Source organism: Rhizobium leguminosarum, from assembly GCF_004123835.1.
Classification (GTDB): Bacteria; Pseudomonadota; Alphaproteobacteria; order Rhizobiales; family Rhizobiaceae; genus Rhizobium; species Rhizobium leguminosarum_M.
Genome location: NZ_MZMU01000002.1, coordinates 320,788 through 344,194 on the forward strand (window position 1 = coordinate 320,788; position 23,407 = coordinate 344,194).

Sequence of the window (23,407 nt, forward strand, 5' to 3'; positions counted from 1 at the left end):
ATGCATCGGAGAGACCATGCTGCACTCCAGACGCCTTCTTTACATCAACGAGATCGCCCGTTGCGGTTCGATCCGCAAGGCGGCGGCGCGCCTCAATGTTGCGTCTTCGGCGGTCAACAGGCAGATTTTGGCGCTGGAGGAGGAGATCGGGGCGCCGCTTTTCGAGCGGCTGCCGCGTGGCTTGCGGCTGACGGCTGCCGGCGAACTCTGCATCGAGCATATTCGCGACGTGCTGAAGAATTACGAGCGCCTGGAGGGGCGCATCCGCAGCCTCAAGATGCAGCAGGCGGGCAAGGTACGCATGGTGACGACCGTTGGGCTTGCCGCCGGGCCGCTGCCCGAAATCATCGCGCGCTTTCTTTCAGAGCATCCGCGCGTCTTCGTCCAGCTGCGCAACGATACCGGCGGCACGACGGCCAGCCCCGTTGTATCAGGCGAAGTGGATATCGGTCTCGGCTTCAACATCCCCGCCACGCCCGGCATCCGCACGCTCGGAAATTTCGATATCCCGATCGGTGTCGTGCTGCCGCCGGGGCATCACCTGATTGGTCCCGGGCCGATCAACCTCGCCGATGTCACCCAGGAAAAACTGGTTCTGGCGCAGCCGGGCACCAGCCTGCGCGAAGTGATCAACCTTGCTTTTGCGCGCCTGCCCATCTCGGTCGAGCCGGTGCTGGAAACCAATGCATCGGAGATGCTGAAGCAGCTCGTCAAATGCGGCACCGGGCTGACGCTGCTCAATCCGCTCGACGTCATCACCGAATGCCGGCGCGGTGAGCTCGTCTTCCGGCCGATCGCCGAGCCGCATGCACGTTACCAGCAGATGAAGCTGTTTGCGCGCGCCCGCGCGCCCCTCGACGCGGCCACCAGCCTTTTCGTCGAATATCTGCTCGCCGAACTGCTCGGCCTGGTGCAGGAATTGCAGGCCAAGGGTCATATCCCACCGGATGTGAAACCCGTGGCTGAACCTATTTCACATAGAGATTCGAAAGCGGATAGGCCTTGAGATCCTGGAGCAGCTCGACGAACCCCTTGACCTGATGGCGGCAGATCGCCTCGCCCTTTTCGGCTGTGGCGATCGAGGCATCGCCGACCACGCCGAGGGGATTGAGGTCGTGCGCGATCCAGGCCAGCGAATGCGGCGGCAGAGGCTGAAGATATTTGGATTGCTCCCGCATCCTTTCGGCCTTCGAGGCGAAGTTTTGAGCCTTGTCCATCCGCACCAGCTCGGGGCGGAAGTGCAGCATCAATGACGTCTCGACATCGCCGCCGTGGATGCCGTATTTGCTCTCGTGATCGCTGACCATGCCTTCCGGATGACCGAAACGGCCCCATTGCGTGGAGACCACTGCCATTTGATGGCGCACGCGCAGTTCGCGCGCGACGATGCTCATGATGTCGACATTGCCGCCGTGGGAATTGACGATCACCATCTTCCGCACGCCGGCTTCGGCAACCTTTGCGCCAATCGCCGTCCAGACGGGGATGAGCAGCTCGGCACTGAGCGACAGCGTGCCGGGGCCGTGGATGTGTTCGTTGGCCTTGCCGATCTCCTGTGTCGGAAGGACCAGCATGTCCAGATCCTCCGGCCGCTGCCTCTTCAGCTCCGCCAGCATGCCGGTCGCGATGGCGACATCCGTTGCGATCGGCAGATGCGGGCCGTGCTGTTCCGTCGAGGCGATGGGCAGAACGGCAATCGTGGTCTCGGGGGAGAGGCCGGCAAAATCATATGTATTGAGCTCGTTCCAGTAAAACGGCCTGGGCATGCGGTCTTCCCCTTTCGTCACCTGCTTCGATAGGGAGTAGGGAATAATGATGAGCCCGAAAAGCATCATTTTTTGCGCATGGCGCTGCTTTTTTTCGCGCGCATCGTCGGGCGTTACTCCGGCGACGCTTCCGGGTCCAAGGCAACGTCATTGAAGTAGTGGCTCGGGGAATTCATGAGCCAGATCGATAACCGTATGCAACGGAAGGGGTCTAATCAGGCGGCGGAGTTGCACTACCTCAGCAGACGGCGTTGACGCGCGCCCATGTCCAACGAGCAAAGTGGAACAGTTCATGCCAAGCCAGATACAACTGGAACTTTCCCGTCGAGATCTACTTATCTCGTCGGCCGCAACGATTGCGGTCACCGGAGCCGTCGCGCCCGCGGCGGCACAGTCCCCAGGAAATGACATGGCCTATACATCCAAAGTTTCCTTCGCGGTTAACGGTGAGAAGCGCGATCTCGAGGTCGACAACAGAACGTCGCTGCTCGACGCGTTGCGCGAGCACCTGCATCTCACAGGCACGAAGAAGGGATGCGACCACGGCCAATGCGGTGCATGCACCGTCATGGTCGACGGCCACCGCATCAATTCCTGCCTGACGCTGGCGGTCATGCACGAAGGCGATCACATCACCACGATCGAGGGCCTCGGCCAGCCTGAAAACCTTCATCCGATGCAGGCGGCCTTCGTCAAGCATGACGGCTTCCAGTGCGGCTACTGCACGCCGGGACAGATCTGTTCCTCCGTGGCGGTGCTCGAGGAGATCAAGGCGAACATACCGAGCCACGTCACCGGCGATCTTACGGCCGAGGCGGCCGTCACTGCGGCCGAGATCCGCGAACGCATGAGCGGCAATATCTGTCGATGCGGCGCCTATTCCAACATTGTCGATGCCATTTCGGAAGTCGCGGGGATTAAAGCATGAGAGCCTTCACCTATGAACGTGCCTCATCTGTCGAGGCTGCGGCCAAAGCAGCCGCCTCAAATCCTGAAACCAAGTTCATCGCCGGCGGCACCAACCTCCTCGACCTGATGAAGCTCGAGATCGAAACGCCAACGCATCTGATCGATGTCAACGGTGTCGGCCTCGACAAGATCGAACCCACGCCGGAGGGTGGGCTACGCATCGGCGCCCTGGTCCGCAACACCGATCTTGCAGCTCACGAAACCGTTCGCCGCGACTACGGCCTGATCTCCAGGGCGCTTGTCGCGGGCGCCTCCGGGCAACTGCGCAACAAGGCGACGACGGCCGGCAATCTTCTGCAGCGCACGCGCTGTCCCTATTTCTATGATCCGAACCAGCCGTGCAACAAGCGGCAGCCGGGCAGCGGCTGTTCCGCCATCGGCGGCTTCAGCCGCCAGCATGCCGTCGTAGGCACCAGCGAAGCTTGTATCGCCACTCATCCGAGTGACATGGCGATCGCCATGCGGGCGCTTGATGCTGTTGTGGAAACGGTCAAGGCCGACGGCAGTCGTCGCGCGATTGCGATCGCCGACTTTCATCGGTTGCCCGGCGACACGCCTGATATCGAAACCGTTCTCGAGCGCGGCGAGTTCATCACGGCGGTCCTGCTGCCGCCCCCGATCGGCGGCAAGCACATCTATCGCAAGGTGCGAGACCGCGCCTCCTACGCCTTCGCACTCGTCTCGATCGGAGCCGTGATCCAGCCGGATGGCACAGGACGTGTCGCCGTCGGCGGCATCGCCCATAAGCCATGGCGCATCGAGGCAGCCGAAGCCGAGCTGCCGAAGGGCGCGCGGGCGGCGGCAGGCGTCCTTCTTGCCGACGCCCGTCCGACCGAACAGAACCGTTTCAAGGTGGACCTCGTCGAGCGCACGCTCGGCGCGGTCATTGCCGAAGCAAGGGGTTGAGCCATGCAGTTCGATACGCCAGCGACAACCAACCCGATCGACAATCTGAAGATCGTCGGCCAGCCGATCCACCGCATCGACGGTCAGCTCAAGACGACCGGCCGCGCGATGTACGCCTATGAGTGGCACGATCCGAATATGCGCTACGCCTATGGTTATCCGGTCGGCGCGGCCATCGCCAAGGGCCGCATCACGTCCATGGACGTTTCCGCCGCCAAAAAGGCTCCGGGTGTGCTTGCCGTTGTGACGACGCTCGACATCGGCGAGCGGAAGAAGGGCAAGTTCAACACCGCCAAGCTTTTCGGTGGCGACGAGGTTCAGCACTATCACCAGGCAATCGCGGTCGTCGTCGCCGAGACCTTCGAGCAGGCGCGCGCCGCAGCCTCCCTGGTCAAGGTCGACTATACCGAAGAAAAGGGTGCATTCGACCTCGGCCAGGCAAAGGATTCAGCCGTCAAGCCGGATGATTCGCAACAGCCCGATACCGCGGTCGGCGACTTCGAGGCTGCCTTCAGATCAGCTCCCGTCACTGTTGACGCGTCTTACACGACACCCGACCAGTCGCATGCGATGATGGAGCCGCACGCATCGATCGCAGCCTGGAACGGCGACGAAGTGACCGTCTGGACCTCCAGCCAGATGATCGACTGGTGGCGCTCCGACCTTGCCACGACGCTCGACATCGACAAGGAGAAGATCCACCTCATGTCGCCCTTCATCGGCGGCGGCTTCGGCGGCAAGCTGTTCCTGCGGGCGGATGCCGTGCTGGCCGTTGTCGGCGCGCGTGCGGTAAAGCGGCCCGTCAAAGTCGCCTTGCCCCGCCCGTTCATGATGAACAACACCACCCACCGGCCGGCAACGATCCAGCGGATCCGCATTGGAACTGAGCGTGACGGCAAGATCACCGCCATTGCCCACGAAAGCTGGTCCGGCGACCTTCCGGGCGGCGGACTGGAGACCGCCGTCAACCAAACGCGGCTCCTCTATGCGGGTGCAAACCGCATGACCACGATGCGGCTGGCGACGCTCAACCTCCCGGAGGGCAATGCCATGCGCGCTCCGGGCGAAGCCCCTGGACTGATGGCGCTCGAAATCGCCATCGACGAGATTGCGGAAAAAGTTGGGATCGATCCTGTGCAGTTTCGGATCGTCAACGACACCCAGGTCGATCCGGAGAAGCCGCAGCGGCCTTTTTCCCAGCGCAATCTCATCGGCTGCCTCACGCTCGGTGCGGAGCGGTTTGGCTGGCGTGAAAGAGGAAGGCCGGGTTCCAGGCGAGACGGCAACTGGCTGGTCGGCATGGGCGTCGCCGTCGCCTTCCGCAACAACCTCGTCCTTCCCTCCGGAGCGCGGGTAAAGCTCGACCGGGAAGGCGTCGTGACGGTCGAAACCGACATGACCGACATCGGGACGGGCAGCTACACGATCATCGCCCAGACGGCCGCCGAGATGATGGGAGTTACGATCGACAAGGTCGCCGTCCAACTCGGCGACTCGCGTTTTCCGGTTTCTGCGGGTTCCGGCGGACAGTTCGGTGCGAACTCTTCCACGTCCGGTGTCTATGCAGCCTGTGTCAAGCTGCGTGAGGCCATTGCCAAGAAGCTCGGCTTCAACTCCGAAGACATCGTCTTCGAGAATGGCGAGGTCCGCTCGGGCAATCGTTCGGTGCCTCTTGCCGAGGCCGCCGGTCCGGATGGTCTTGTCGGCGAAGATACCATCAAGTGGGGTGAGCTTACCGAAACGCATCAGCAATCGACATTCGGAGCGCACTTCGTGGAGGTTGGCGTCGACATTGCCACAGGAGAAAGCCGCATTCGCAGGATGCTCGCAGTCTGCGCGGCAGGTCGGATCCTCAACCCGATCACCGCCCGCAGCCAGGTCATCGGCGCGATGACGATGGGGGCCGGCGGCGCGCTGTCCGAGGAATTGGCGGTCGACACCCGCCGCGGCTTCTTCGTCAACCACGATCTCGCCAGCTACGAAGTGGCGGTGCATGCCGACATTCCGCACCAGGAGGTGATCTTCATGGACGAGACCGATCCGATGTCGTCGCCGATGAAGGCGAAGGGCGTCGGCGAGCTCGGCCTTTGCGGCGTCGCCGCCGCGATTGCTAACGCCGTCTACAACGCAACCGGCGTCAGGGTTCGGCACTATCCGCTGACGCTTGACAAGCTCATCGGCGGTTTGCCGGACGTGGCCTGATGATCTCGACGGCGGTCTCGAAACCGGACCGCCGTCGCTTTCCTGTAGGATTTCCAATGGATCAGACACTTGCGCCCATCACGGCGCCAATTCCCGTCAGGGCCTCGTCCACCGACGATCCTGCGGAACTGCTTCGCTTCGCGATAGACGCCCATGGTCTTGGCGCGGCGGCACTTGCCACCCTCGTCGAAATCCGGGGCGGGGCCGCGCGCGCGCTTGGCGCTCATATGGCGGTTGCCGCAGACGGGCGGTTCTGCGGGTATGTCTCCGGCGGATGCGTCGAGGCCGCCGTCGCTTCCGAAGCGCTTCTGGCAATGGCGGAAGGACGGGACCGCACGGTCAAGTTCGGCGACGGCTCTCCCTTCTTCGACATCGTCCTTCCCTGCGGCGGCGGAATCTCAGTTGCAATCCACGTCCTGAAAGATGTCGGAGCTTTGCGGCATGTCCTGGAGCGTCTCGAGCGGCGGCAGGCAGCCGGCCTTGCCTATTCGCCAGAACATCAGACGCTCGAGCCGGTGGACCCACTGCCACGGGCGTGCTGGCTCGATCGAGATTTCCTGAGCGTCTACCGCCCCAGCACGCGCGTCGTCCTTTCCGGCCAGACGATCGAAGCGCAGGCCGTCGCACGACTGGCCGAAGCTTCCGGTTACGACGTGATCGTCGGGAGACAGGGCGAGGGGGGCAGGGTCGCAGCCGACACCATCGATCCCTTCACAGCCGTCGTGCTCCTGCATCATGACCTCGACGCCGAAGCCGCCATTCTCGAGACCGCACTTCACTCGCCTGGGTTCTACATCGGCGCGCTCGGCAGCACCCGGACGCATCGTCGACGTGTCGAGCGGTTGACAGTCATGGGTTTCAGACGCGACGACATCGGTCGTATCAAGGCGCCCATCGGGATGTTCGGCCCGACGCGGGATGCGACCTCGCTCGCCCTGTCGGTTCTGGCTGATATCGCCGCGGCAAGACTGGTGGCTTATGCGTAAGGCGTCAGTCGCGATCGTCATTCTCGCTGCCGGCAAGGCAAGCCGGATGGGTGAGGGTGGGAAGCACAAGCTGCTGGCCGAGTTCGACGGCGTACCGCTCGTGCGGCGGTCAGCATTGACCGCGCTCGGTGCGGATGCAGCGTCCGTTATTGTCGTCACGGGCCATCGCAGGAGCGAGATCGAGGCCGCGCTCGATGGGCTTGCTCTGACTTTCATCGATAATCCCGATTACGCCAGCGGCATGGCGAGCTCGCTCATCGCAGGATTCTCATCGATGGACGCTGACAGCGCCGACGGCATTCTCGTCATGCTCGCCGATATGCCCGGCATTTCCACGACGCATCTCGATGCCCTGATTTCCGCATTTCGCAACGTGGACGGCAAGGCCGTCGTGCGCGCCGTCTCACGCGGCAAGCCGGGCAATCCCGTTATCCTGCCCCATTCTCTCAATCAGGCAATCCTCAGACTTGGAGGCGATGTCGGCGCGCGCGATATCGTCACGGCATCAGGCTTGCCCGTGCTCGATGTCGATGTTGGCGACGCAGCCTTGCTCGATGTCGATACGCCGGACGAGGTATTGGCGGCCGGTGGCGCATTGAACTGACCCCAGGAAAATACAGTGAGATGAGGATGATTTGATGAAACAGTTCGAGCTGGATTCTCCGCGGCTTTGAATTCGCCACTCTCAGCCGCGGATTTGCCAAGCCGTCATTCTGCAGCCGATGTCATCAACGCACCGACCTGAATGCCTCTCGCAGTTCCTCAGCGAAAAGCTGGGGCTGTTCCCAGGCGGCGAAGTGACCGCCCATATCGACACGGTGGTAGTAATGCAGCGTCGGGTAGGCCTTCTTGCTCCAACTCTCCGGCGCCTGGTAGATCTCCTTTGGGAACACGCTGATTGCTACCGGGATCTTGATCTCTTTGGTCTTCTGCGCGTCTGAGCTGAAGTTGTTGTTGTTGTTTTCCCAATAGAACCGCGACGAGGATGCGCCAGTGTTGGTCAGCCAGTACAATGTGATGTCATTCAGCATTTCGTCCTTGGAAAAAACACGCTCGGGAATGCCCTCGCTGTCGCTCCATTGAGCAAATTTTTCGTAGATCCAGGCAGCCAGACCGGACGGCGAGTCGGAAAGCGAGTAGCCGATCGTCTGCGGACGCGTCACCATCATGGCCCCATACGCCGCATTCCGGCCGAAGAAGGTGCTCAACGATTCATAGGCTTCCCGCTCGGGCGCCGAGAGCCCCTCAGGAGCCGGGTCTCCACTGTTGATCGCCTTGGTGAGGTGGCCAGGAATGGTCGCCGGCATATTGAGATGGATACCAAGCAAGCCCTTGGGTGCCTGGCGCGCCAGCGCGTCGGAGATAACGGAACCATGGTCGCCACCCTGGGAAACGTAGTGCGCGTAGCCGAGCCGTTTCATTAGGATATCCCATGCTCGCGCGACGCGGTCGGGACCCCAGCCAAGTTCCGTCGGCTTACCCGAAAAGCCGTAGCCGGGTATGGAAGGGATGACGACATCAAATGCGTCCTCCGCTTTTCCGCCATAAGCAGTCGGATCTGTAAGAGGGCCGATCGCCTTGATGAACTCGAAGGTCGAACCCGGCCAACCATGGGTCAGAATGACCGGAAGGGCGTTGGGATGACGCGATCGTACATGAATAAACTGGATATCGACCCCGTCGATCGTCGTGATGAATTCCGGAAGTGCATTGAGCTTAGCCTCGGCTTTGCGCCAGTCGTAATCAGTGCCCCAGTAACGGACCAGATCCTGGACGCGCGAAAGCTGAATGCCTTGCGAGGCGTCGCTCACCGTCTCCTTGTCTGGCCAACGCGTTTCGGCAATACGCTTGCGCAGGTCGTCAAGCTGTGACTGCGGAACGTGGATCTGGAACGGGCGGATCGTTTCGTCGGCCTCGATCGGCGTCGCCGGCCCATCCGATGTGACGTCGGCGGCACTCGCTGGCACAAGGTAACCGGCTGGGAACAGTAACATTGGTCCAACCGCCATCACCATTGCTCCGCGGGCAAGCCGGCGCCGGGCGAGAATATTGTCAAACTTCTTCATGAGGCACTCCATGTTCTTGTCGCCCAGGGCGACATTTCGTGACGGAGTGATGTCTGACGGGTCTGCGTATCTGGCATGTTTCAAGAAATGCCAAAAACGTATCAGAGTGTGGAGTGGCGGCTACAGAGGGGCCGGAACGCGATCGTCGAGGACCGACTTGGTCCCACGGCGCCTGAACAGGAAATCAAACACCTCATTGCTGCCTGCGGAGGCTGCCCAGCATAGCCTTGAATCCCGCAACCGCCCGCTTCGAAACCGCCCCCGGATTCTCGGCATTGGCGATCCAAAGCGCCATGTGGCTGCTGGCGCCATTGATGAGGCGAGCGGCGGTTTCGGTGTCGATGTCGATGATCTCGCCATCGACCTTGAGACGGTCGAGGCTGCGGGAGAGGGCGGCGATACAGCCGGGGGTGTTCTGCCATTGCGAGATATCGCCGAGTACGGCCGGGCCATCGCGAAACATGATGCGCTGGATTTCGGGCTCAAGCGCCATTTCGATATAAGCGGAGCACTCATCGACAAAGCCCTGCCAGCGCGTAGGAGCGGCGGCCGAGACCTCGTTCAGCCGTTCAGTCATTTCCGCGTCGATTTCCATGATGACGGCCTGGAGCAGGCCCCTCTTGTCACCGAAATGGTGATAGAGGGCCCCGCGCGTCAGTCCCGCTTCGCCGGTGAAATCGTCCATCGAGGCTTCCGCATAGCCGATCGCGCCAAAGGCACGCCGCCCGGCTGCGATAAGTTTGCCGCGGGTCTCTGCGATCATCTCCTGGCGCGGTTTGCGCATTGCTTCTCCATTGGCATACGCCGCGTATCTTTTTCGTTGACATACGGGACGTATGCATTATCTAAACACATACGCTCCGTATATAAGTGTTCTATTCGATAACTGGAAGGATCGTCCCATGTCAAATCCGTATAAACAGATATTCGCGGCACCTGGGGCCAAGGGCTTCTCCGCAGCCGGCTTTTTCGCACGCCTTCCCATCGCCATGGCGCCGATCGGCATCGTCGCCATGCTCTCCCAGGCACATGGCGAATATTGGCTGGCAGGCGCCGTGTCGGCGACCTATGCGCTCACCAATGCGGTGATCTCGCCGCAGATTTCGAGAGCGGTCGACCGGCTGGGCCAGACGGCAGTCGTCGTTCCCACAACTATCGTATCGGTGCTGGCATTCATCGCGCTGATCACCGCGACCAACCAGAACTGGCCGGTGTGGACGCTGTTCGCCTCAGCCTTCCTCGCGGCAGCCATGCCGAGCATTCCGGCGCTGATGCGGGCGCGCTGGACGGAACTCTTTCGCAACCGGCCCGAGCTCAACACGGCCTTCGCGTTCGAAAGTGCCGCGGACGAACTGGTCTATATCGCCGGCGCCTCGCTGTCGGTCGGGCTGGCCGTGGCCCTATTCCCGGAAGCCGGCATGATGGTGAGCACAGCTTTTCTGGCGCTCGGGACGGCCGCCTTCATCGTGCAGCGCGGCACCGAGCCGAAGGTGCGTCATGTCGCCGGCGCGGCTTCGGTTGGCTCCGCGATCCGCCAGCGTCCGGTGCAGATCATCACGCTCGCGCTGATCTTCGTCGGCGCGATCTTCGCAACCGCTGAAGTGAGTGTTGTCGCCATCACCAAGGAGCTTGGTCAACCGAATGCGGCAAGCCTGGTCATCGGTGTCTATGCCCTCGGTTCCTTCCTAGTGGGTTTGACCCTCGGCGCGCTTAATCTGCGCATTCCCTTGCACCGTCAGTTGCTGATCGCTGTTGCAGCCCTCGCACTGACCTCGCTGCCGCTGCTCGTCGCCAGCAGCTCGGTAACCCTGCTTGCTATCGCCGTCTTCGTCAGCGGCATCGCGATCTCGCCGACCTTTATAACTGCCTTCGGACTGATTGAGCGTCGCGTGCCGGAATCGGTGCTGACGGAGGGCGTCACCTGGGTGATGACCGGCATCGGCATCGGTATGGCGCTCGGCGCCTTCGTCTCGGGCTGGGTCGTCGATAGCTACGGTCCCCAGAGCGGATTCTGGGTGTCTGCGGCGGCCGGGGCCGCGACCGTCCTTATCATTGCCCTCGGTCAGCGCACCCTCTCGGGCGAGTGCACCGGCGGGGAAGATTGCGCGATGCTGGAGCCGGCTCAGTAGCAGGGCGGGCGGTAGACAGGAAGGTGGGTTCACCGGCCAACGGTTCGAAACCGTTCAAGGCGAAGGCAGTGGGTTAAGCCGCTTTTCGGGAGAACTCACGAGCTAAGTCGAGGAATGCTCTGATGCCAGCCGACAGATTTCGGCGTCCAGGATAGTATAGGCATAGCCCCGGATACGGCGGTGTCCAATCTTCCAGAACACGAACAACGCGCCCCGCCTCTATGTCCGAGAGAATGTCCTGTTCAAAGAGGTAGCCCACGCCGGCGCTTTCGAGCACGGCAGTCCGCGTAAGGCTGGCCTCATCGAGTGCGATTGGCCCCCGCACGTCTATCTGCACCGGCTCGCCGTCTTTTTCGAACCGCCATCGAAACAAGGAGCCGTCAGGCAGCCGCACGCGGATGCATCTGTGATTGAGAAGATCCGAAGGCACCATAGGCCTACCGTGCTTCTTGAAATACTCAGGAGACCCGACGACAGCGTGTCGTTGAGGCCGCCCGAGCGAAACGGCAATCATGTCGCTGGGAACGAGGCCTTCAACCCTGACGCCCAGATCGAACCCCTCCTTGACGATATCGACCATTTTCCCCTCGGTAACGATATCGACATTCATGTCCGGATAGCGGCGCAGGAACTCCAGCACGAGCGGTGAGATGATGGCGCGCGCCGCAAACGGCGCTGCGTTGATCCGTATTGTTCCGGAAGGAGTCTCGCGATGGGAGCGTACCAGATCCAGAGCAGCATGGAGATCCTGAAGCGAGGGCGCGACCTGCTGCACAAACAACCGGCCGGCGTCCGTCAGCGACACACTGCGGGTGGTGCGGTTGAACAACCGCACGCCAAGTCCCGCCTCGAGCCTGCTTATCGTGTGGCTCAACGCGGTCGTGGACATGCCGAGATCAATGGCCGCTGCTCGAAAAGTCCCGCGCCTAGCAATTGCAATGGCCGCTTCAAGTTCCTTCAGGCTGGCTAGCTCCATTGTCCCGACCTGTGCATCATCGCATGCCGGTTTATCCCACTTATTTATGCAATGGTCGAGGGATAAGTATCGGTTAGGTTATGAGGAGAACACAATGAATATGCCCGGTATCGTAAACACGTACTTTGAAGCAGACCGTCGCAATGACGCGGAGGCGCTGCTGGACACCTTTGCGGTCGAAGCCGTCGTCGAAGACGAAGGAGCGCGCCATCAAGGCGTCGCCGCAATCCGAGAATGGTGGGTGGCTGCGAAGAAGGCGGCTCAGTACGTTGCTGAACCTTTGGAATGCACGGTCGACGGTGACAAGGCGCTCATCCGAGCCAAGGTGAGCGGCCAGTTTCCCGGTAGCCCGGTGACCCTCGCCTACGACTTTGCCATCAAAGACGGCAAGATCGTCAGCCTGGAGATCCAATAATGACTGACTTTCTCAATTTGGAAGGCAAACGCATCCTCATTACGGCTGGGACCAAGGGCGCCGGCGCTGCGACCGTCAGTTTGTTTCGGGAACTCGGCGCGAAGGTGCTGACGACAGCGCGGGCGCGTCCGGAAGCCTTGCCGGATGAATTGTTCGTTGAAGCGGACCTGACCACCGAGGAAGGCTGTGCAATCGTCGCGGATGCCGCGTACCAACGTCTCGGCGGCGTTGATCTCATTGTGCACATGCTCGGCGGTTCGTCAGCGGCCGGCGGTGGATTTTCCGCTTTAACAGACGACGAATGGCAAAAGGAGCTGTCTCTCAATCTGTTTCCAGCTGTTCGACTGGATCGGCTGCTCGTCCCGGACATGGTCGCCCAAGGGAGCGGCGTGGTCGTGCATGTCACTTCCATACAGAGGGTGCTGCCGCTTCCAGAATCGACGACCGCCTATGCTGCAGCCAAGGCAGCACTTTCCACCTACAGCAAGGCGATGTCGAAGGAAGTGGCGCCTAAAGGTGTTCGGGTCGTTCGGGTGTCGCCGGGCTGGATCGAAACGGAAGCCTCCGTTCGCCTTGCTGAGCGCCTGGCGAAGCAGGCCGGAACTGACCTTGAAGGCGGCAAAAAGATCATCATGGATGGGCTTGGCGGCATTCCGCTCGGTCGTCCGGCCAAACCGGAAGAGGTTGCAAATCTGATCGCATTCCTCGCCTCCGACCGCGCTGCTTCGATCACCGGTAGCGAATACACGATTGATGGGGGGACGGTGCCCACTGCATAGGCGCTGCCATGCACGTGCAGATCAGGCGGGTGCTTCCCACCCGCCGATTTGGGAATAGATTGCGTTGCGGAGATGCCGTACGTCGCGGTTCAGCGCGGCCAACTCCTGCGGTGTTTGGGTCGAGGCTGCAAGCAAAGTGTCGCTGAGACAACCTGCCTTGTGCTGCAAGGCGCGGCCTTCTTCGGTCAACGCGATCATCACTTGCCGCTCGTTGTTTAGGTTTCTGGTCCTGCGCAGCAGGCCGGATGCCTCGAGGCGCTTCAGAAGCGGCGTCAGCGTGCTGGATTCCAAAGCAAGGGCGTTGGCAATTGCGCCCACCGTTTGCCCATCTTCGCTCCACAGCACGTTGAGCACGAGATACTGCGGGTAAGTCAGACTCAACTCGTCGAGAAGGGGCTTGTAGGCACGCTGGACGGCGATGCCGGCGGTGTAAATCGCGTAGCACAATTGGTCGTGCAATGGCGGTGGATCGTTGTGGCGTTTGGTCATTCTAAGCTCCTGTCCACATCCATATAACCCCGGTTACGGCGAAAACCAATATCGCGATAAGAATTATCTTGACGCAGGGATTGGGATCTGGCAGCTTACATATATCGCGATAATAGTTATCGCAATAACACAAAAGAAAGAAAAGGCCATGACAAGCAAGACCACGACTACCGTTGCTGCAATCGCAGCTGCCGCCGCATTGTCTGCCGCACTGCCGACGAACGCCGCCGACACCATCCCACAGAACCAGTCCGTTAAAAACGTTGTGCTTGTCCATGGCGCTTTTGCTGATGGCTCGGGCTGGAAGGGTGTCCACGACATTCTCACGAAGCGCGGCTATCGCGTCACCATCGTGCAGAACCCGCTGACCTCGCTCGAAGACGATGTCGCCGCCACCAAACGTGCGCTTGAGCGGCAGGACGGTCCGGTCATTCTCGTCGGACATTCCTGGGGCGGCACGGTCATCACGGAAGCTGGCATCGATACAAAGGTCGCAGGCCTCGTTTATGTCTCTGCTCTCTCCCCGGATGCCGGCGAGACGACGGCTCAGCAATACGAAGGATTTGCTCCCCGATCGGAATTCGTCATCGAGACCACGAAGGATGGTTTCGGATATGTCAGCCCGGAAAAGTTCAAGGCCGGGTTCGCTCATGACGTCAGCGATGCCGATGTTGCGTTGATGAGAGACGCACAGGTCCCGATCAACATGTCGGCGTTCGGCACGAAGCTCGAAAATGCTGCCTGGCGCATCAAGCCGAGCTGGGCCGTCATCGCCACCGAGGATAAGGCATTCGACCAGTCCATGTTGATCCACATGGCAGAGCGCATCAAGGCGAAAATCACCAAGGTGTCTGCGAGCCACGCCCTGTTCATGACGCAGCCGAAAGTCGTGGCGGATACCATTGATGAGGCCGCCAAGGCTGTCTCGGCGAAGAAGCAATGATGGACGCTGCGTCATCGGGACAGTCTTCACTGTCCCGATGACGCTGAGCAGGGCACTCGAACCAGGCGCGGTAGCGGCACGATCGCTGAATTAGAACTATTGCGCGCCTTCGCCGTGAGATCCCCAGCACTTTCACAATTTCTTTGAATTCATTCACCGAGGTAATCACGTGAAGCTGAATAGTCATGACCAAAATGCACCCGAAAATCCGCCCATTCCTCAGCGCGAGGTCGGTGATGTTTTCGACTTCATCGTCTGCGGCGCCGGGTCCAGCGGCTCCGTTGTCGCTGCGCGACTGGCAGAGGATGGGAACGCGAGCGTTCTGCTGCTCGAGGCGGGTGGGGACGATGCGGCCGAGACCGTTACGAACCCTGCGCAGTGGCCGCTCAATCTCGGATCGAGCCGGGACTGGGGCTTTGTTGGACAACCGACCCCCGGCCTAGATGGTCGACGTCTTCCTCTCAGCATGGGCAAGGGGCTCGGTGGCGGTTCGAGCATCAATGTCATGGTGTGGGCCAGAGGACACAGGGGAGATTGGGACCACTTTGCCGCTGAAGCCGGCGATGACGCGTGGGGCTACCAGTCGATCCTCGGCTACTATCGCCGGATCGAAGACTGGCGCGGCGCTCCGGACCCAACGCGTCGCGGCGTGGGAGGACCGGCCTACGTAGCGCAGCCGCAGGCGCCCCAACCGATCGCAGAGGCCCTGTTGCGTGCGGCATCCACTATCGGCATTCCCGTCTACGATAGCCCGAACGGTGAAATGATGGAGGGGCCAGGAGGGGCATCGATCGCTGAACTGCGGATCCGGGATGGCAAGCGCGAATCGATATTCGGATCCTATGTTCGTCCCCTCCTGTCGCGGCCGAACCTTACGGTGCTGACCGATGCGCTGGTCACACGTCTCATCTTCGACGGCAAGCGCGTGATCGGGGTCTACGTTCTTGTCAATGGTCAGCGACGTCGGTTCACGGTGCGTTGCGAGACGGTGCTATCGCTTGGCGCGATCAACACGCCGAAAGTTTTGATGCAGTCGGGTATAGGCCCGGAAGACGAGTTACACGCTCATGGCATTCCTGTCGTTCAGCACTTACCTGGTGTCGGTCGCAATCATCAGGATCACCTCGCATTCGGCTGCACCTGGGCATATCGAAAACCTGAAGCAATCGGTGGTAGCGGCTGCGAAGCAAAACTATATTGGAAGAGCGACTCGCGTCTTGCCCAGCCGGACATTCTTCAGTGCCAGTTGGAGTTCGCAGTGCCATCGCCGATCGAGACGGGTCTCGAAACGCCCGAACATGGCTGGACGATGTTTAACGGTCTCGCCCAACCGCAAAGCCGTGGCCGACTACGGCTTTCCGGGCCGGATACAAACGATCCCATCCTGATCGAACCCAACTCTTTGAGTGAACCAGAAGACATGGCTGCTGCCCTGGCAGCGGTGGAGCTATGCCGGGAATTGGGAAATAGCGACGCTTTCAAGCCCTTGGTAACGACCGAGACTGCTCCGGGTGCGCGCGACCGATCGGGGACGATCGACTTTATACGGCGTTCGGCCGTCACCTATTGGCATCAATCCTGCACAGCCAAGATGGGACGAGACAGCATGTCGGTGGTCGATAACAAGCTCAAAGTGTATGGTATTGATGGCCTTCGCATCGCAGACTCTTCGATCATGCCTCGCATCACCACCGGCAACACGATGGCGCCTTGTGTTGTCATCGGAGAGCGGGCGGCCGATCTGATCCGGGAAATGCATGGCCTTACGGACTCGAGCGGAGGGTTCAATCAGCTCATATGATGAAGAGATTTATGTGGAGCTCGGCGGCGCATGCGTGGGCCGCCGAGCTTTTTTAGCAACGGGTTTGTACTGGTTCAACGCGACCAACCTCACGGCACCTGCGCCCCACTCACCGCGACATAGACCGAATAAACCGACCGCGTCGCCGCAATGAACAGCCGGTTGCGTTGGGGGCCGCCGAAGGTGAGGTTGGCGACGGTCTGCGGTACGCGGATCTTGCCGACCAGTTTGCCGGTCGGGTCGAAGCAATGCACGCCATCGGCCGCGCTCGACCAGAGGTTTCCGTTCACGTCTGTGCGGATGCCGTCGGGAATGCCGTTGTCGATGAGGCAAAAGACGCGGCCGTTCGTCAGCCTGTTGCCATCGACCACGTCGAAAGCGCGGATGTGACGCGGCAGGCTTTCGTCATGGCTGGCGGCCGAATCCGCCACATAGAGGATTGTCTCGTCGGGAGAAAAGGCGAGACCGTTCGGCTGAGTGAAATCCGTGACGACAGCCGCAAGCTCGCCGCTCGTTGGATCGAGCCGGTAGACGTTGCGGGTCGGCTGCTCCGGTTCGGCGCGATAGCCTTCATAGTCCGACACGATGCCGTAGGTGGGATCGGTGAACCAGATCGTGCCGTCTGATTTCACCACCACGTCGTTCGGCGAATTGAGCCTGGCTCCCTCGAAACGGTCGGCGAGCACGGTGATCGAGCCGTCAACCTCGGTGCGGGTGACGCGGCGCGGACCATGCTCGCAGGAGATCAGCCGTCCCTGCCGGTCGCGCGTATGGCCGTTGGTGAAATTGGACGGTTGGCGATAGACGGAGACGCCGCTCTCAGGCGTCCATCGCAGCATGCGCTGGTTGGGAATATCGCTCCAGAGCAGCTGGTTCGCATCGTTGAACCAGACGGGACCCTCCGCCCAGCGGCAGCCGGAATAGAGTTCGTCGAGACCGGCGCTGGTTACGATCATCTGCCGGAAGCGCGGGTCGTGGATTTCGTAAATGCTGGCCTCGGCCATGGCGGTCTTCCCAATTATCGCATGCCGGCCCGGCGACCGCCGGCGAGCATGATGACGCTGATGATGATGAGGCCGGTCATGATCAGGCGGATGCCCGCGCCGAGCCCGTAAGTGTTGAGCATGGAGACGACCAGGAACATGAAGAGCGATGCGCCCCAGATGCCCGGCACGTTGGAATCGCCGCCGGCCACCGCCGTGCCGCCGATCACGACGACAGCGATCGACATCAGCAGATATTCCGAACCCATGTTGAGCGCCGCGCCGCCGGAGAAGCAGGCGAGCAGATAGCCTGCGACCGATGCGAGCACGGCGCAGAACAAGTAGGTGACGAAACGTGTGCCGTCGACCGGAATGCCCGCCATGCGCGCGGCCGGCATGCTCTGGCCGATCGCCGAGATCCAGCGCCCGTAGATCGTCTTCTCGAGCAGGAACCAGGCAAGGAGCGAGATGAGGAGTGCGACGATCGCCACGTTCGGCACGCCGAGCGTGGTCGACGTGGTGAATTCCGCCAGCACGCTCGGAGGCTTGATGCGCAATCCCCGGTTTGTCCAGATCGCCGCGGACTGGACGATGAAGCTCATGGAGAGTGTCGCTATGATCGGCGGAATGCGCAGCGCCTTGATGAGCGCATAATTGCCGAGGCCGACGACAAGGCCGATGACGATGGCGACGAGAAGGCCCGGCAGGATCAGGCCGTTTTCGACATTCATCAGCTTCAGCGCCACCGTGCCGGCGAGCGTCATGGTGGCGGGAACCGAGAGATCGATATTGCCGGGGCCGAGCGTGATGACGAACATCTGGCCGATGCCGACGATGACCGAGAAGGCCGCGAAGGTGAGTGCTGCCTGCGACAGGCCAAGCGCGCTGGCGCCGAGCGTCACCATGATCGTCAGGAACCAGACGACAAAGGCGGCAAGCCACGACCAGATCCAGGGTTTGCGGAATAGACGCAGGAGCGGGGTCATCGGCGTTTCTCCCGCTTTTCCAGGCGGTTCAGCATCAGGCGGAGTGCCAGGACGATGATCAGGATCGCGCCCTGAGCCCCGATCTGCCAGTCCGGCGAGATGCGCAGGAAGGACAGGAACGAGCCGGCAAGCGTCAGCGTCAGCGCACCGATGACGGCGCCGATCGGGGAGACGCGGCCGCCGATGAACTCGCCGCCGCCGAGGATCACGCCGGCGATCGACAGCAGCGTGTAGCGCAGCGCGATATTGGCATCGGCCGAGGTGGTCAGTCCGACGAGGGCGATGCCGGCGAGGACGGCAAAGAGGCCGGCAAGACCATAGGCGGCAGCGCGCGCCCCGACAATCGACCAGCCCGCGCGCTCGACCGAACGCTGGTTGCCGCCGATGCCGCGCATCAGCACGCCGAGCGACGACCGCATGACGAGAAGGTGGGCGACCAAGGCGATGACGATGCTGGCGACGATCGCCATCGGCGCCAGCGGCGGCTTGACGGTCATCAGCCAGCGCACCCAGTCCGGCGCCTGTCCGCCCGGTGCCGGCAGCAGCAATACGGCAAGGCCGCCCCAGACGAAACTCATGCCGAGGGTCACGACAATGGACGGCAGGTTGCGCAGATAGATGACGACGCCGAGCGCCGCATAGGTTGCGATCGCGCCGGCCAGGATCAGGACGCCGATCGCCGGGGCATCCCGCAGAAAGGTCGCGGTGACGCAGGCGACGAAGCTGACGAAGGCGCCCATCGAGAGATCGAGATCGTTGACCGCCATCACGATCATCTGGGCGATCGTCGCAAGCGCGATCGGCACAGCCAGATTGAACAGCAGGTTGAGGCCGACATAGCTCATGGCGCGCGGCTGCAGCCAGAAGACGGCGGCGAGCAGCAGCGTCAGCGATAAGGCAGGAATGGCAAGACGCATGGCGTCGGACGACAGCCGGAACGTCATGCGGCGACCCCTTCGAAGGAGGCGGCGATGATATTCGTCTCATTGACGGCATCACCGGCAAGTTCGGCGGTGATGCGGCCTTCGCGGAAGACGTAGACGCGGTCGCAGAGGCGGACCTCGTCCATCTCCGTCGAGTACCAGATGAAGGTACGGCCGCGCGCCGCTTCCTCGCGGATGATCGCATAGACCTCCTGCTTTGTCCCGACGTCGACACCGCGCATCGGATCGTCCATCAGGACGATCGGCGCGCGCGTCGCAAGCGCGCGGGCAAAGAGCACCTTCTGCTGGTTGCCGCCGGAAAGCGACAGGATGCGGTTGCCCATATCGGGCGTGCGGATCTCGATCCGCCGCTTCCAGTCGGCGCCTTTCGTCTCCTCCTCGTTTGCGAGGATCAGCCCGCGCCGGGAGAGGTCACCGAGCGAGGCGATAGAGAAGTTGCGCAGGATGCTCCACAGCTCGAAGACGCCGTTGAGGCGGCGGTCGCCGGCGACGAAGGTGACGAGCGGATCGCGCTCAGGCAGCCAGTTGCCGGACTGGGCGGCATGCAGGGCGAGCAGGAGTTCGGTCTGCCCATGGCCCGCCAGACCCGCCAGCCCGATAATCTCGCCCTTGCGGGCCGCAAAGGAAAGGCCTTTCGCCTGATGGGACAGAATGAGCGGAGCGGTGGATTGTTCGCGCGCCGAGCGCTGCTTGGTCTCCTCTTTGGCAACGGTGCCCATCGCTTCCACGAGGCCGTGATGGTCAAAGCCCTGCGCTAGGCGCTCGGCGACGACGCGGCCGTCCTTCATGACGATGATGCGGTCGGCGGTTTCGAGGATCTCGTGCAGGATATGCGAGATGAAGATAACAGACCCGCCCGCGGCGATGAAGCGGCGGACATGGTCGAGCATCTGCCGGGCAAGGCTTGCATCGAGCGACGAGGTCGGTTCGTCGAGGATCACCAGCCGCGGCGCAATGCCGGCGTCGGAAAAGGCCATGGCGATTTCGACCATCTGCCGTTCGGCGATCGAAAGATCCCCCACGGTCCGGCTGCTGTCGATGCCGTGGCCGGGAAAGACGGCGTCGAGGCTCTTCTCGATGATTTTTGCGGCGCGCCTGCGCCAGCCGAAGCCACCGAGATGGCGATGCATGATGCGCGTGTTCTCGACGATCGAAAGGTTGGGGCAGAGCGAAAGCTCCTGGAAGACGCAGCGCACGCCGCGGGCACGCGCGGCATTGATGCCATAGCGCTCCAGCCGTTCGCCGTCGCTCGCCAGACTTCCTTCGTGCGGTGTGAGGCCGCCGTTGATCACGCTGACGATGGTGGACTTGCCGGCTCCATTGTGGCCGACAAGCCCGACGCATTCGCCCGGCATGACGCGGAGGGTCACGCCATCGAGTGCCCTGACCGCGCCGAAGCTCACCTTGGCGCCATCGACCGCGATCACCGCCTTCAAAACGTCATCCATGCTGCCCGCCATGCCTGCTTCACAAAGAATCCCGCGCGGCCATTTGCGGCCGCGCGGCAGTCGCCGGGAGATTTACTTTGCCTGCTCGATGACCTTGATTGCGTCTGCCTGCGAGTATTCCACGTTGGCGACGCCGCCGGCCTGGGTATTGGCGAGGTTGGTTTCTAGATTGTCCTGGTCGATGCGCAGGAAGGGCACGACGAGGTCCTTCTTGACTTCCTTGCCGTCGAGGATCTGCTGGGCCACCCAGAAAGCGAGCGTGGAGACACCCGGCGCGATGGAGACGGACATGGTCTCGTAACCCTTCGCGTCCTTCTGCTCCTTCCACCACTTCAGTTCGTCTTCGCGGTTGCCCATGATAATGATCGGCATCTTCCGGTCGGTCGCGGCAATCGCCTGTGCGGCACCATAACCGTCACCGCCCTGCGTTACCACGCCGGCGATGTCGGGCAGGCTCGGCAGGATGCCGGCAACAGCCTTCTGCGCCACGTCCTGCGCCCAGTCGCCGTGCACGGAGCCGACAATCTTGAACTGCGGGAACTGCTTGACACCCTCGTGGATGCCGGCCGAGATTTCGTCGTCGACGAAGACGCCGGCAAGGCCGCGGATCTCGAGCAGGTTGCCGCCGTCCGGAAGTTTCTTCGACAAGTACTCGACCTCACTGCGGCCCATTTCCTTGAAGTTGACGGCGATGCGCCAGGCGCAGGGTTCGGTCACGATGCCGTCGAAGGAAACGACGGTGATGCCGGCGTCGCAGGCCTCCTTGACCGCGCCGTTCAGCGCCGTCGGCGAGGCGGCGTTGAGCACGATCGCGTCATAGCCCTGCAGGATCATGTTCTGAATCTGCGCGGCCTGTTCCGTCGCCTGGTTCTCGGCGGTGGTGAAAGGGTCGGCTGCGGCAACGGTGCCGGCCTTCACGGCTTCGCCTGTCACCTTGCCCCAGCTCGTCAGCATGGCCTGGCGCCACGAGTTGCCGGCATAATTGTTGGAAAGCGCGATTTTCTTGGCCGACGTGTCGGCAAAGGCGGAAACGGGCATCGCGGCGCATGCGATAGCGGCCGATGCCAGAAGCATCTTGCGGATTGTCATGTCTTCCTCCCTGATGATCGCGCCTGTCGGCGGATCGCTTCACTCCTGCCGGCCCAACTGGGTCCGAGTGAAAATTGTTCTTGCACTGAGCTTCCTCCTCTCAGTAAGGGCAGGATGCGGGAGATCGATCGGCCTGTACAGGGGCAAGGCGGCAATCCGTTTGCGGGTTTTGCGCAACAAGCTGCGGGTTTACGCAAGACGGCGGCGCTTCCGCGGGCGCTTACTGGGAAGGAGTCGCGGCGGGTTGAGGAGCCTGCTGCCGTCTCGGGGAGGAACTGACGATGCTGCATCTCGTACCCGCAGCCATGTTCGACCATTATCTCGGCATTTCCCGGCTGCTCGCGGGTCAGCTCGACTTCCGCTCGGCTATCCGTTCCGTCGCGGCCGAGGTCGCCCATATCATCCCGCACGACCATCTCGATGTCTGCGTGCTGCTTGAGGGCGGCAACTATCACACAGCCTATGAAACGGGCATCGAGACTGCCTGGGGCGGCCTTGCCGGCGCGCCTGTCGTCAACAGCCCCATCCGCTCGCTGCTCTGGGGCGAGGTGGATTTTCTGCTGGCGGACGACGCCATGACCGACCCGCGTTTCCACTTCGAGGGCGCGTTCAAACGGCCGATCGTCGAACAGTCGCTGAGAAGCCGCTTGCATGTGCCGATGAAAGTGCAGGGCACGATCATCGCAGCACTTTCCTGTTCGTCGCACAGGGCGGGCGTCTATACGATGGAGGATATCGAACGCGCCCGCATCATCGCCGACCTGCTGACGCCCTATTTCTTCGCGCTGCAGGCGGCCGAACAGGCGCAACGCTCGGCCATTGTCGAGGCAGAGGCCCGCGCCCGCGAGGAGGGCTTGCGGCAAGGTGCGCTGAAGCTTACCGAAGCGCTGGAGCAGGAACGCCAGCGCATCGGCATGGACCTGCACGACCAGACGCTCGCCGACCTGACGCGGCTCGCCCGCCGGATCGATCGGCTGTCGCGCAACGGCGAGGTGGCGCCCGAGGCGCTGGAGCCGATCTCCCGTTCCCTGCAGCACTGCATGCAGGATCTGCGGCAGATCATCGAGCAGGCAAAACCATCCGTGCTCCAGCTCTTCGGCCTCGCCCAGGCAATCGAGCATCATCTGGACCGATCGACCCGCGACACGGGATCCGGCATCGAATGGGGCCTTGTCGACGAGACGCACGGCGCGCTGGAACGACTGGAACCGACCGTCAGCGTCGCGCTGTTCCGGATCGCGCAGGAGGCGATCAACAATGCAGTGCGCCATGCCGCGCCGCTGGCCGTCATGGTGCGGCTCGAGGCCGACGACGACCGGCTGTCGATCGAAATCTCCGACGACGGAACCGGCCTCGCCAAGGCGAGGGGACGGATCGGCGGCGGCATCGACAATATGAAGACCCGTGCGCGGCTGATTTCGGCGCGCTTCACGACCGGGCCCGGCCACAACAATCGCGGGACTGCGGTGCGCGTCGTGCTACCGCTCGTACCGAACGAGCCGCCGAGCGGGCCAAACTGAGGAGAAGGGC

General features: G+C 62.0%; 22 protein-coding genes. 12 read left to right on the forward strand and 10 right to left on the reverse strand.

What is annotated here, in order from left to right:
- Positions 1 to 16 precede the first annotated feature (16 nt).
- Entirely contained in the window at positions 17 to 1,006 is a 990-nt protein-coding gene (locus B5P46_RS02940) for a LysR family transcriptional regulator (RefSeq protein WP_129417387.1), read from the forward strand.
- Here B5P46_RS02940 and B5P46_RS02945 read toward each other — a convergent pair.
- Positions 969 to 1,835, reverse strand: coding sequence for a creatininase family protein (locus B5P46_RS02945; RefSeq protein WP_206735299.1), 867 nt, complete (start codon positions 1,833 to 1,835; stop codon positions 969 to 971). The genes B5P46_RS02940 and B5P46_RS02945 overlap by 38 nt on opposite strands.
- 211 nt (positions 1,836 to 2,046) lie before the next feature.
- On the opposite strand from B5P46_RS02945, the gene paoA reads away from it, so the two are divergent.
- The 5 genes from paoA to B5P46_RS02970 are packed head-to-tail and all read left to right on the forward strand — an operon-like array spanning position 2,047 to position 7,433.
- Positions 2,047 to 2,694, forward strand: a complete 648-nt coding sequence (gene paoA, locus B5P46_RS02950; RefSeq protein ID WP_206735300.1) for an aldehyde dehydrogenase iron-sulfur subunit PaoA — start codon at positions 2,047 to 2,049, stop codon at positions 2,692 to 2,694.
- Entirely contained in the window at positions 2,691 to 3,641 is a 951-nt protein-coding gene (locus tag B5P46_RS02955) for an FAD binding domain-containing protein (protein ID WP_129417390.1), read from the forward strand. Before paoA ends, B5P46_RS02955 begins: the two co-directional genes overlap by 4 nt.
- A gap of 3 nt (positions 3,642 to 3,644) precedes the next feature.
- Positions 3,645 to 5,843, forward strand: a complete 2,199-nt coding sequence (gene paoC / locus B5P46_RS02960) for an aldehyde oxidoreductase molybdenum-binding subunit PaoC (RefSeq protein WP_129417391.1) — start codon at positions 3,645 to 3,647, stop codon at positions 5,841 to 5,843.
- A gap of 56 nt (positions 5,844 to 5,899) precedes the next feature.
- Positions 5,900 to 6,829, forward strand: coding sequence for an XdhC family protein (locus tag B5P46_RS02965; RefSeq protein ID WP_129417392.1), 930 nt, complete (start codon positions 5,900 to 5,902; stop codon positions 6,827 to 6,829).
- On the forward strand, positions 6,822 to 7,433 hold the full coding sequence (locus tag B5P46_RS02970; RefSeq protein ID WP_129417393.1) for a nucleotidyltransferase family protein: 612 nt from the start codon (positions 6,822 to 6,824) through the stop codon (positions 7,431 to 7,433). Before B5P46_RS02965 ends, B5P46_RS02970 begins: the two co-directional genes overlap by 8 nt.
- A gap of 124 nt (positions 7,434 to 7,557) precedes the next feature.
- On the opposite strand, the gene B5P46_RS02975 is transcribed toward B5P46_RS02970, so the two are convergent.
- On the reverse strand, positions 7,558 to 8,895 hold the full coding sequence (locus B5P46_RS02975) for an epoxide hydrolase family protein (RefSeq protein ID WP_129417394.1): 1,338 nt from the start codon (positions 8,893 to 8,895) through the stop codon (positions 7,558 to 7,560).
- A gap of 193 nt (positions 8,896 to 9,088) precedes the next feature.
- Positions 9,089 to 9,679, reverse strand: a complete 591-nt coding sequence (locus tag B5P46_RS02980) for a TetR/AcrR family transcriptional regulator (RefSeq protein ID WP_129417395.1) — start codon at positions 9,677 to 9,679, stop codon at positions 9,089 to 9,091.
- Between the two features lie 118 nt (positions 9,680 to 9,797).
- Between B5P46_RS02980 and B5P46_RS02985 the strand changes: the two genes are divergently transcribed.
- Complete coding sequence (locus B5P46_RS02985) at positions 9,798 to 11,024, forward strand: MFS transporter (RefSeq protein WP_129417396.1); 1,227 nt, start codon at positions 9,798 to 9,800, stop codon at positions 11,022 to 11,024.
- Positions 11,025 to 11,097: 73 nt separating this feature from the next.
- Here the strand turns inward: B5P46_RS02985 and B5P46_RS02990 are convergent, their stop codons facing one another.
- Positions 11,098 to 12,000, reverse strand: coding sequence for a LysR family transcriptional regulator (locus B5P46_RS02990; protein ID WP_164986440.1), 903 nt, complete (start codon positions 11,998 to 12,000; stop codon positions 11,098 to 11,100).
- 94 nt (positions 12,001 to 12,094) lie between these two features.
- Between B5P46_RS02990 and B5P46_RS02995 the strand changes: the two genes are divergently transcribed.
- Positions 12,095 to 12,415: a nuclear transport factor 2 family protein gene (locus B5P46_RS02995; RefSeq protein ID WP_129417398.1), complete on the forward strand. Its 321-nt coding sequence runs from the start codon at positions 12,095 to 12,097 to the stop codon at positions 12,413 to 12,415.
- Positions 12,415 to 13,194, forward strand: coding sequence for an SDR family oxidoreductase (locus B5P46_RS03000; RefSeq protein WP_129417399.1), 780 nt, complete (start codon positions 12,415 to 12,417; stop codon positions 13,192 to 13,194). The genes B5P46_RS02995 and B5P46_RS03000 overlap by 1 nt, the downstream gene beginning before the upstream one ends.
- A gap of 21 nt (positions 13,195 to 13,215) precedes the next feature.
- Here B5P46_RS03000 and B5P46_RS03005 read toward each other — a convergent pair whose 3' ends face one another.
- Entirely contained in the window at positions 13,216 to 13,683 is a 468-nt protein-coding gene (locus B5P46_RS03005) for a MarR family winged helix-turn-helix transcriptional regulator (protein ID WP_129417400.1), read from the reverse strand.
- Positions 13,684 to 13,831: 148 nt separating this feature from the next.
- Between B5P46_RS03005 and B5P46_RS03010 the strand changes: the two genes are divergently transcribed.
- Both B5P46_RS03010 and B5P46_RS03015 read left to right on the forward strand, forming a co-directional pair.
- Complete coding sequence (locus B5P46_RS03010; protein WP_129417401.1) at positions 13,832 to 14,626, forward strand: alpha/beta fold hydrolase; 795 nt, start codon at positions 13,832 to 13,834, stop codon at positions 14,624 to 14,626.
- Between the two features lie 169 nt (positions 14,627 to 14,795).
- Positions 14,796 to 16,427 carry a GMC family oxidoreductase gene (locus B5P46_RS03015; RefSeq protein WP_129417402.1) on the forward strand — a complete coding sequence of 544 codons (1,632 nt, stop codon included), beginning with the start codon at positions 14,796 to 14,798 and terminating at the stop codon, positions 16,425 to 16,427.
- 89 nt (positions 16,428 to 16,516) lie between these two features.
- Here the strand turns inward: B5P46_RS03015 and B5P46_RS03020 are convergent, their stop codons facing one another.
- From B5P46_RS03020 to B5P46_RS03040, 5 genes are all read right to left on the reverse strand, one after another.
- Positions 16,517 to 17,431, reverse strand: coding sequence for an SMP-30/gluconolactonase/LRE family protein (locus tag B5P46_RS03020; protein ID WP_129417403.1), 915 nt, complete (start codon positions 17,429 to 17,431; stop codon positions 16,517 to 16,519).
- A gap of 14 nt (positions 17,432 to 17,445) precedes the next feature.
- Positions 17,446 to 18,396 carry an ABC transporter permease gene (locus B5P46_RS03025; protein ID WP_129417404.1) on the reverse strand — a complete coding sequence of 317 codons (951 nt, stop codon included), beginning with the start codon at positions 18,394 to 18,396 and terminating at the stop codon, positions 17,446 to 17,448.
- Positions 18,393 to 19,340 (reverse strand): ABC transporter permease, encoded by a 948-nt coding sequence (locus tag B5P46_RS03030; RefSeq protein ID WP_129417405.1) that lies wholly within the window; start codon positions 19,338 to 19,340, stop codon positions 18,393 to 18,395. Before B5P46_RS03030 ends, B5P46_RS03025 begins: the two co-directional genes overlap by 4 nt.
- Positions 19,337 to 20,788 (reverse strand): sugar ABC transporter ATP-binding protein, encoded by a 1,452-nt coding sequence (locus B5P46_RS03035; RefSeq protein WP_129417406.1) that lies wholly within the window; start codon positions 20,786 to 20,788, stop codon positions 19,337 to 19,339. The genes B5P46_RS03030 and B5P46_RS03035 overlap by 4 nt, the downstream gene beginning before the upstream one ends.
- Before the next feature lie 72 nt (positions 20,789 to 20,860).
- Positions 20,861 to 21,877 carry an ABC transporter substrate-binding protein gene (locus B5P46_RS03040; RefSeq protein ID WP_129417407.1) on the reverse strand — a complete coding sequence of 339 codons (1,017 nt, stop codon included), beginning with the start codon at positions 21,875 to 21,877 and terminating at the stop codon, positions 20,861 to 20,863.
- A gap of 281 nt (positions 21,878 to 22,158) precedes the next feature.
- On the opposite strand from B5P46_RS03040, the gene B5P46_RS03045 reads away from it, so the two are divergent.
- Complete coding sequence (locus tag B5P46_RS03045; RefSeq protein WP_129417408.1) at positions 22,159 to 23,397, forward strand: GAF domain-containing sensor histidine kinase; 1,239 nt, start codon at positions 22,159 to 22,161, stop codon at positions 23,395 to 23,397.
- Positions 23,398 to 23,407 lie beyond the last annotated feature (10 nt).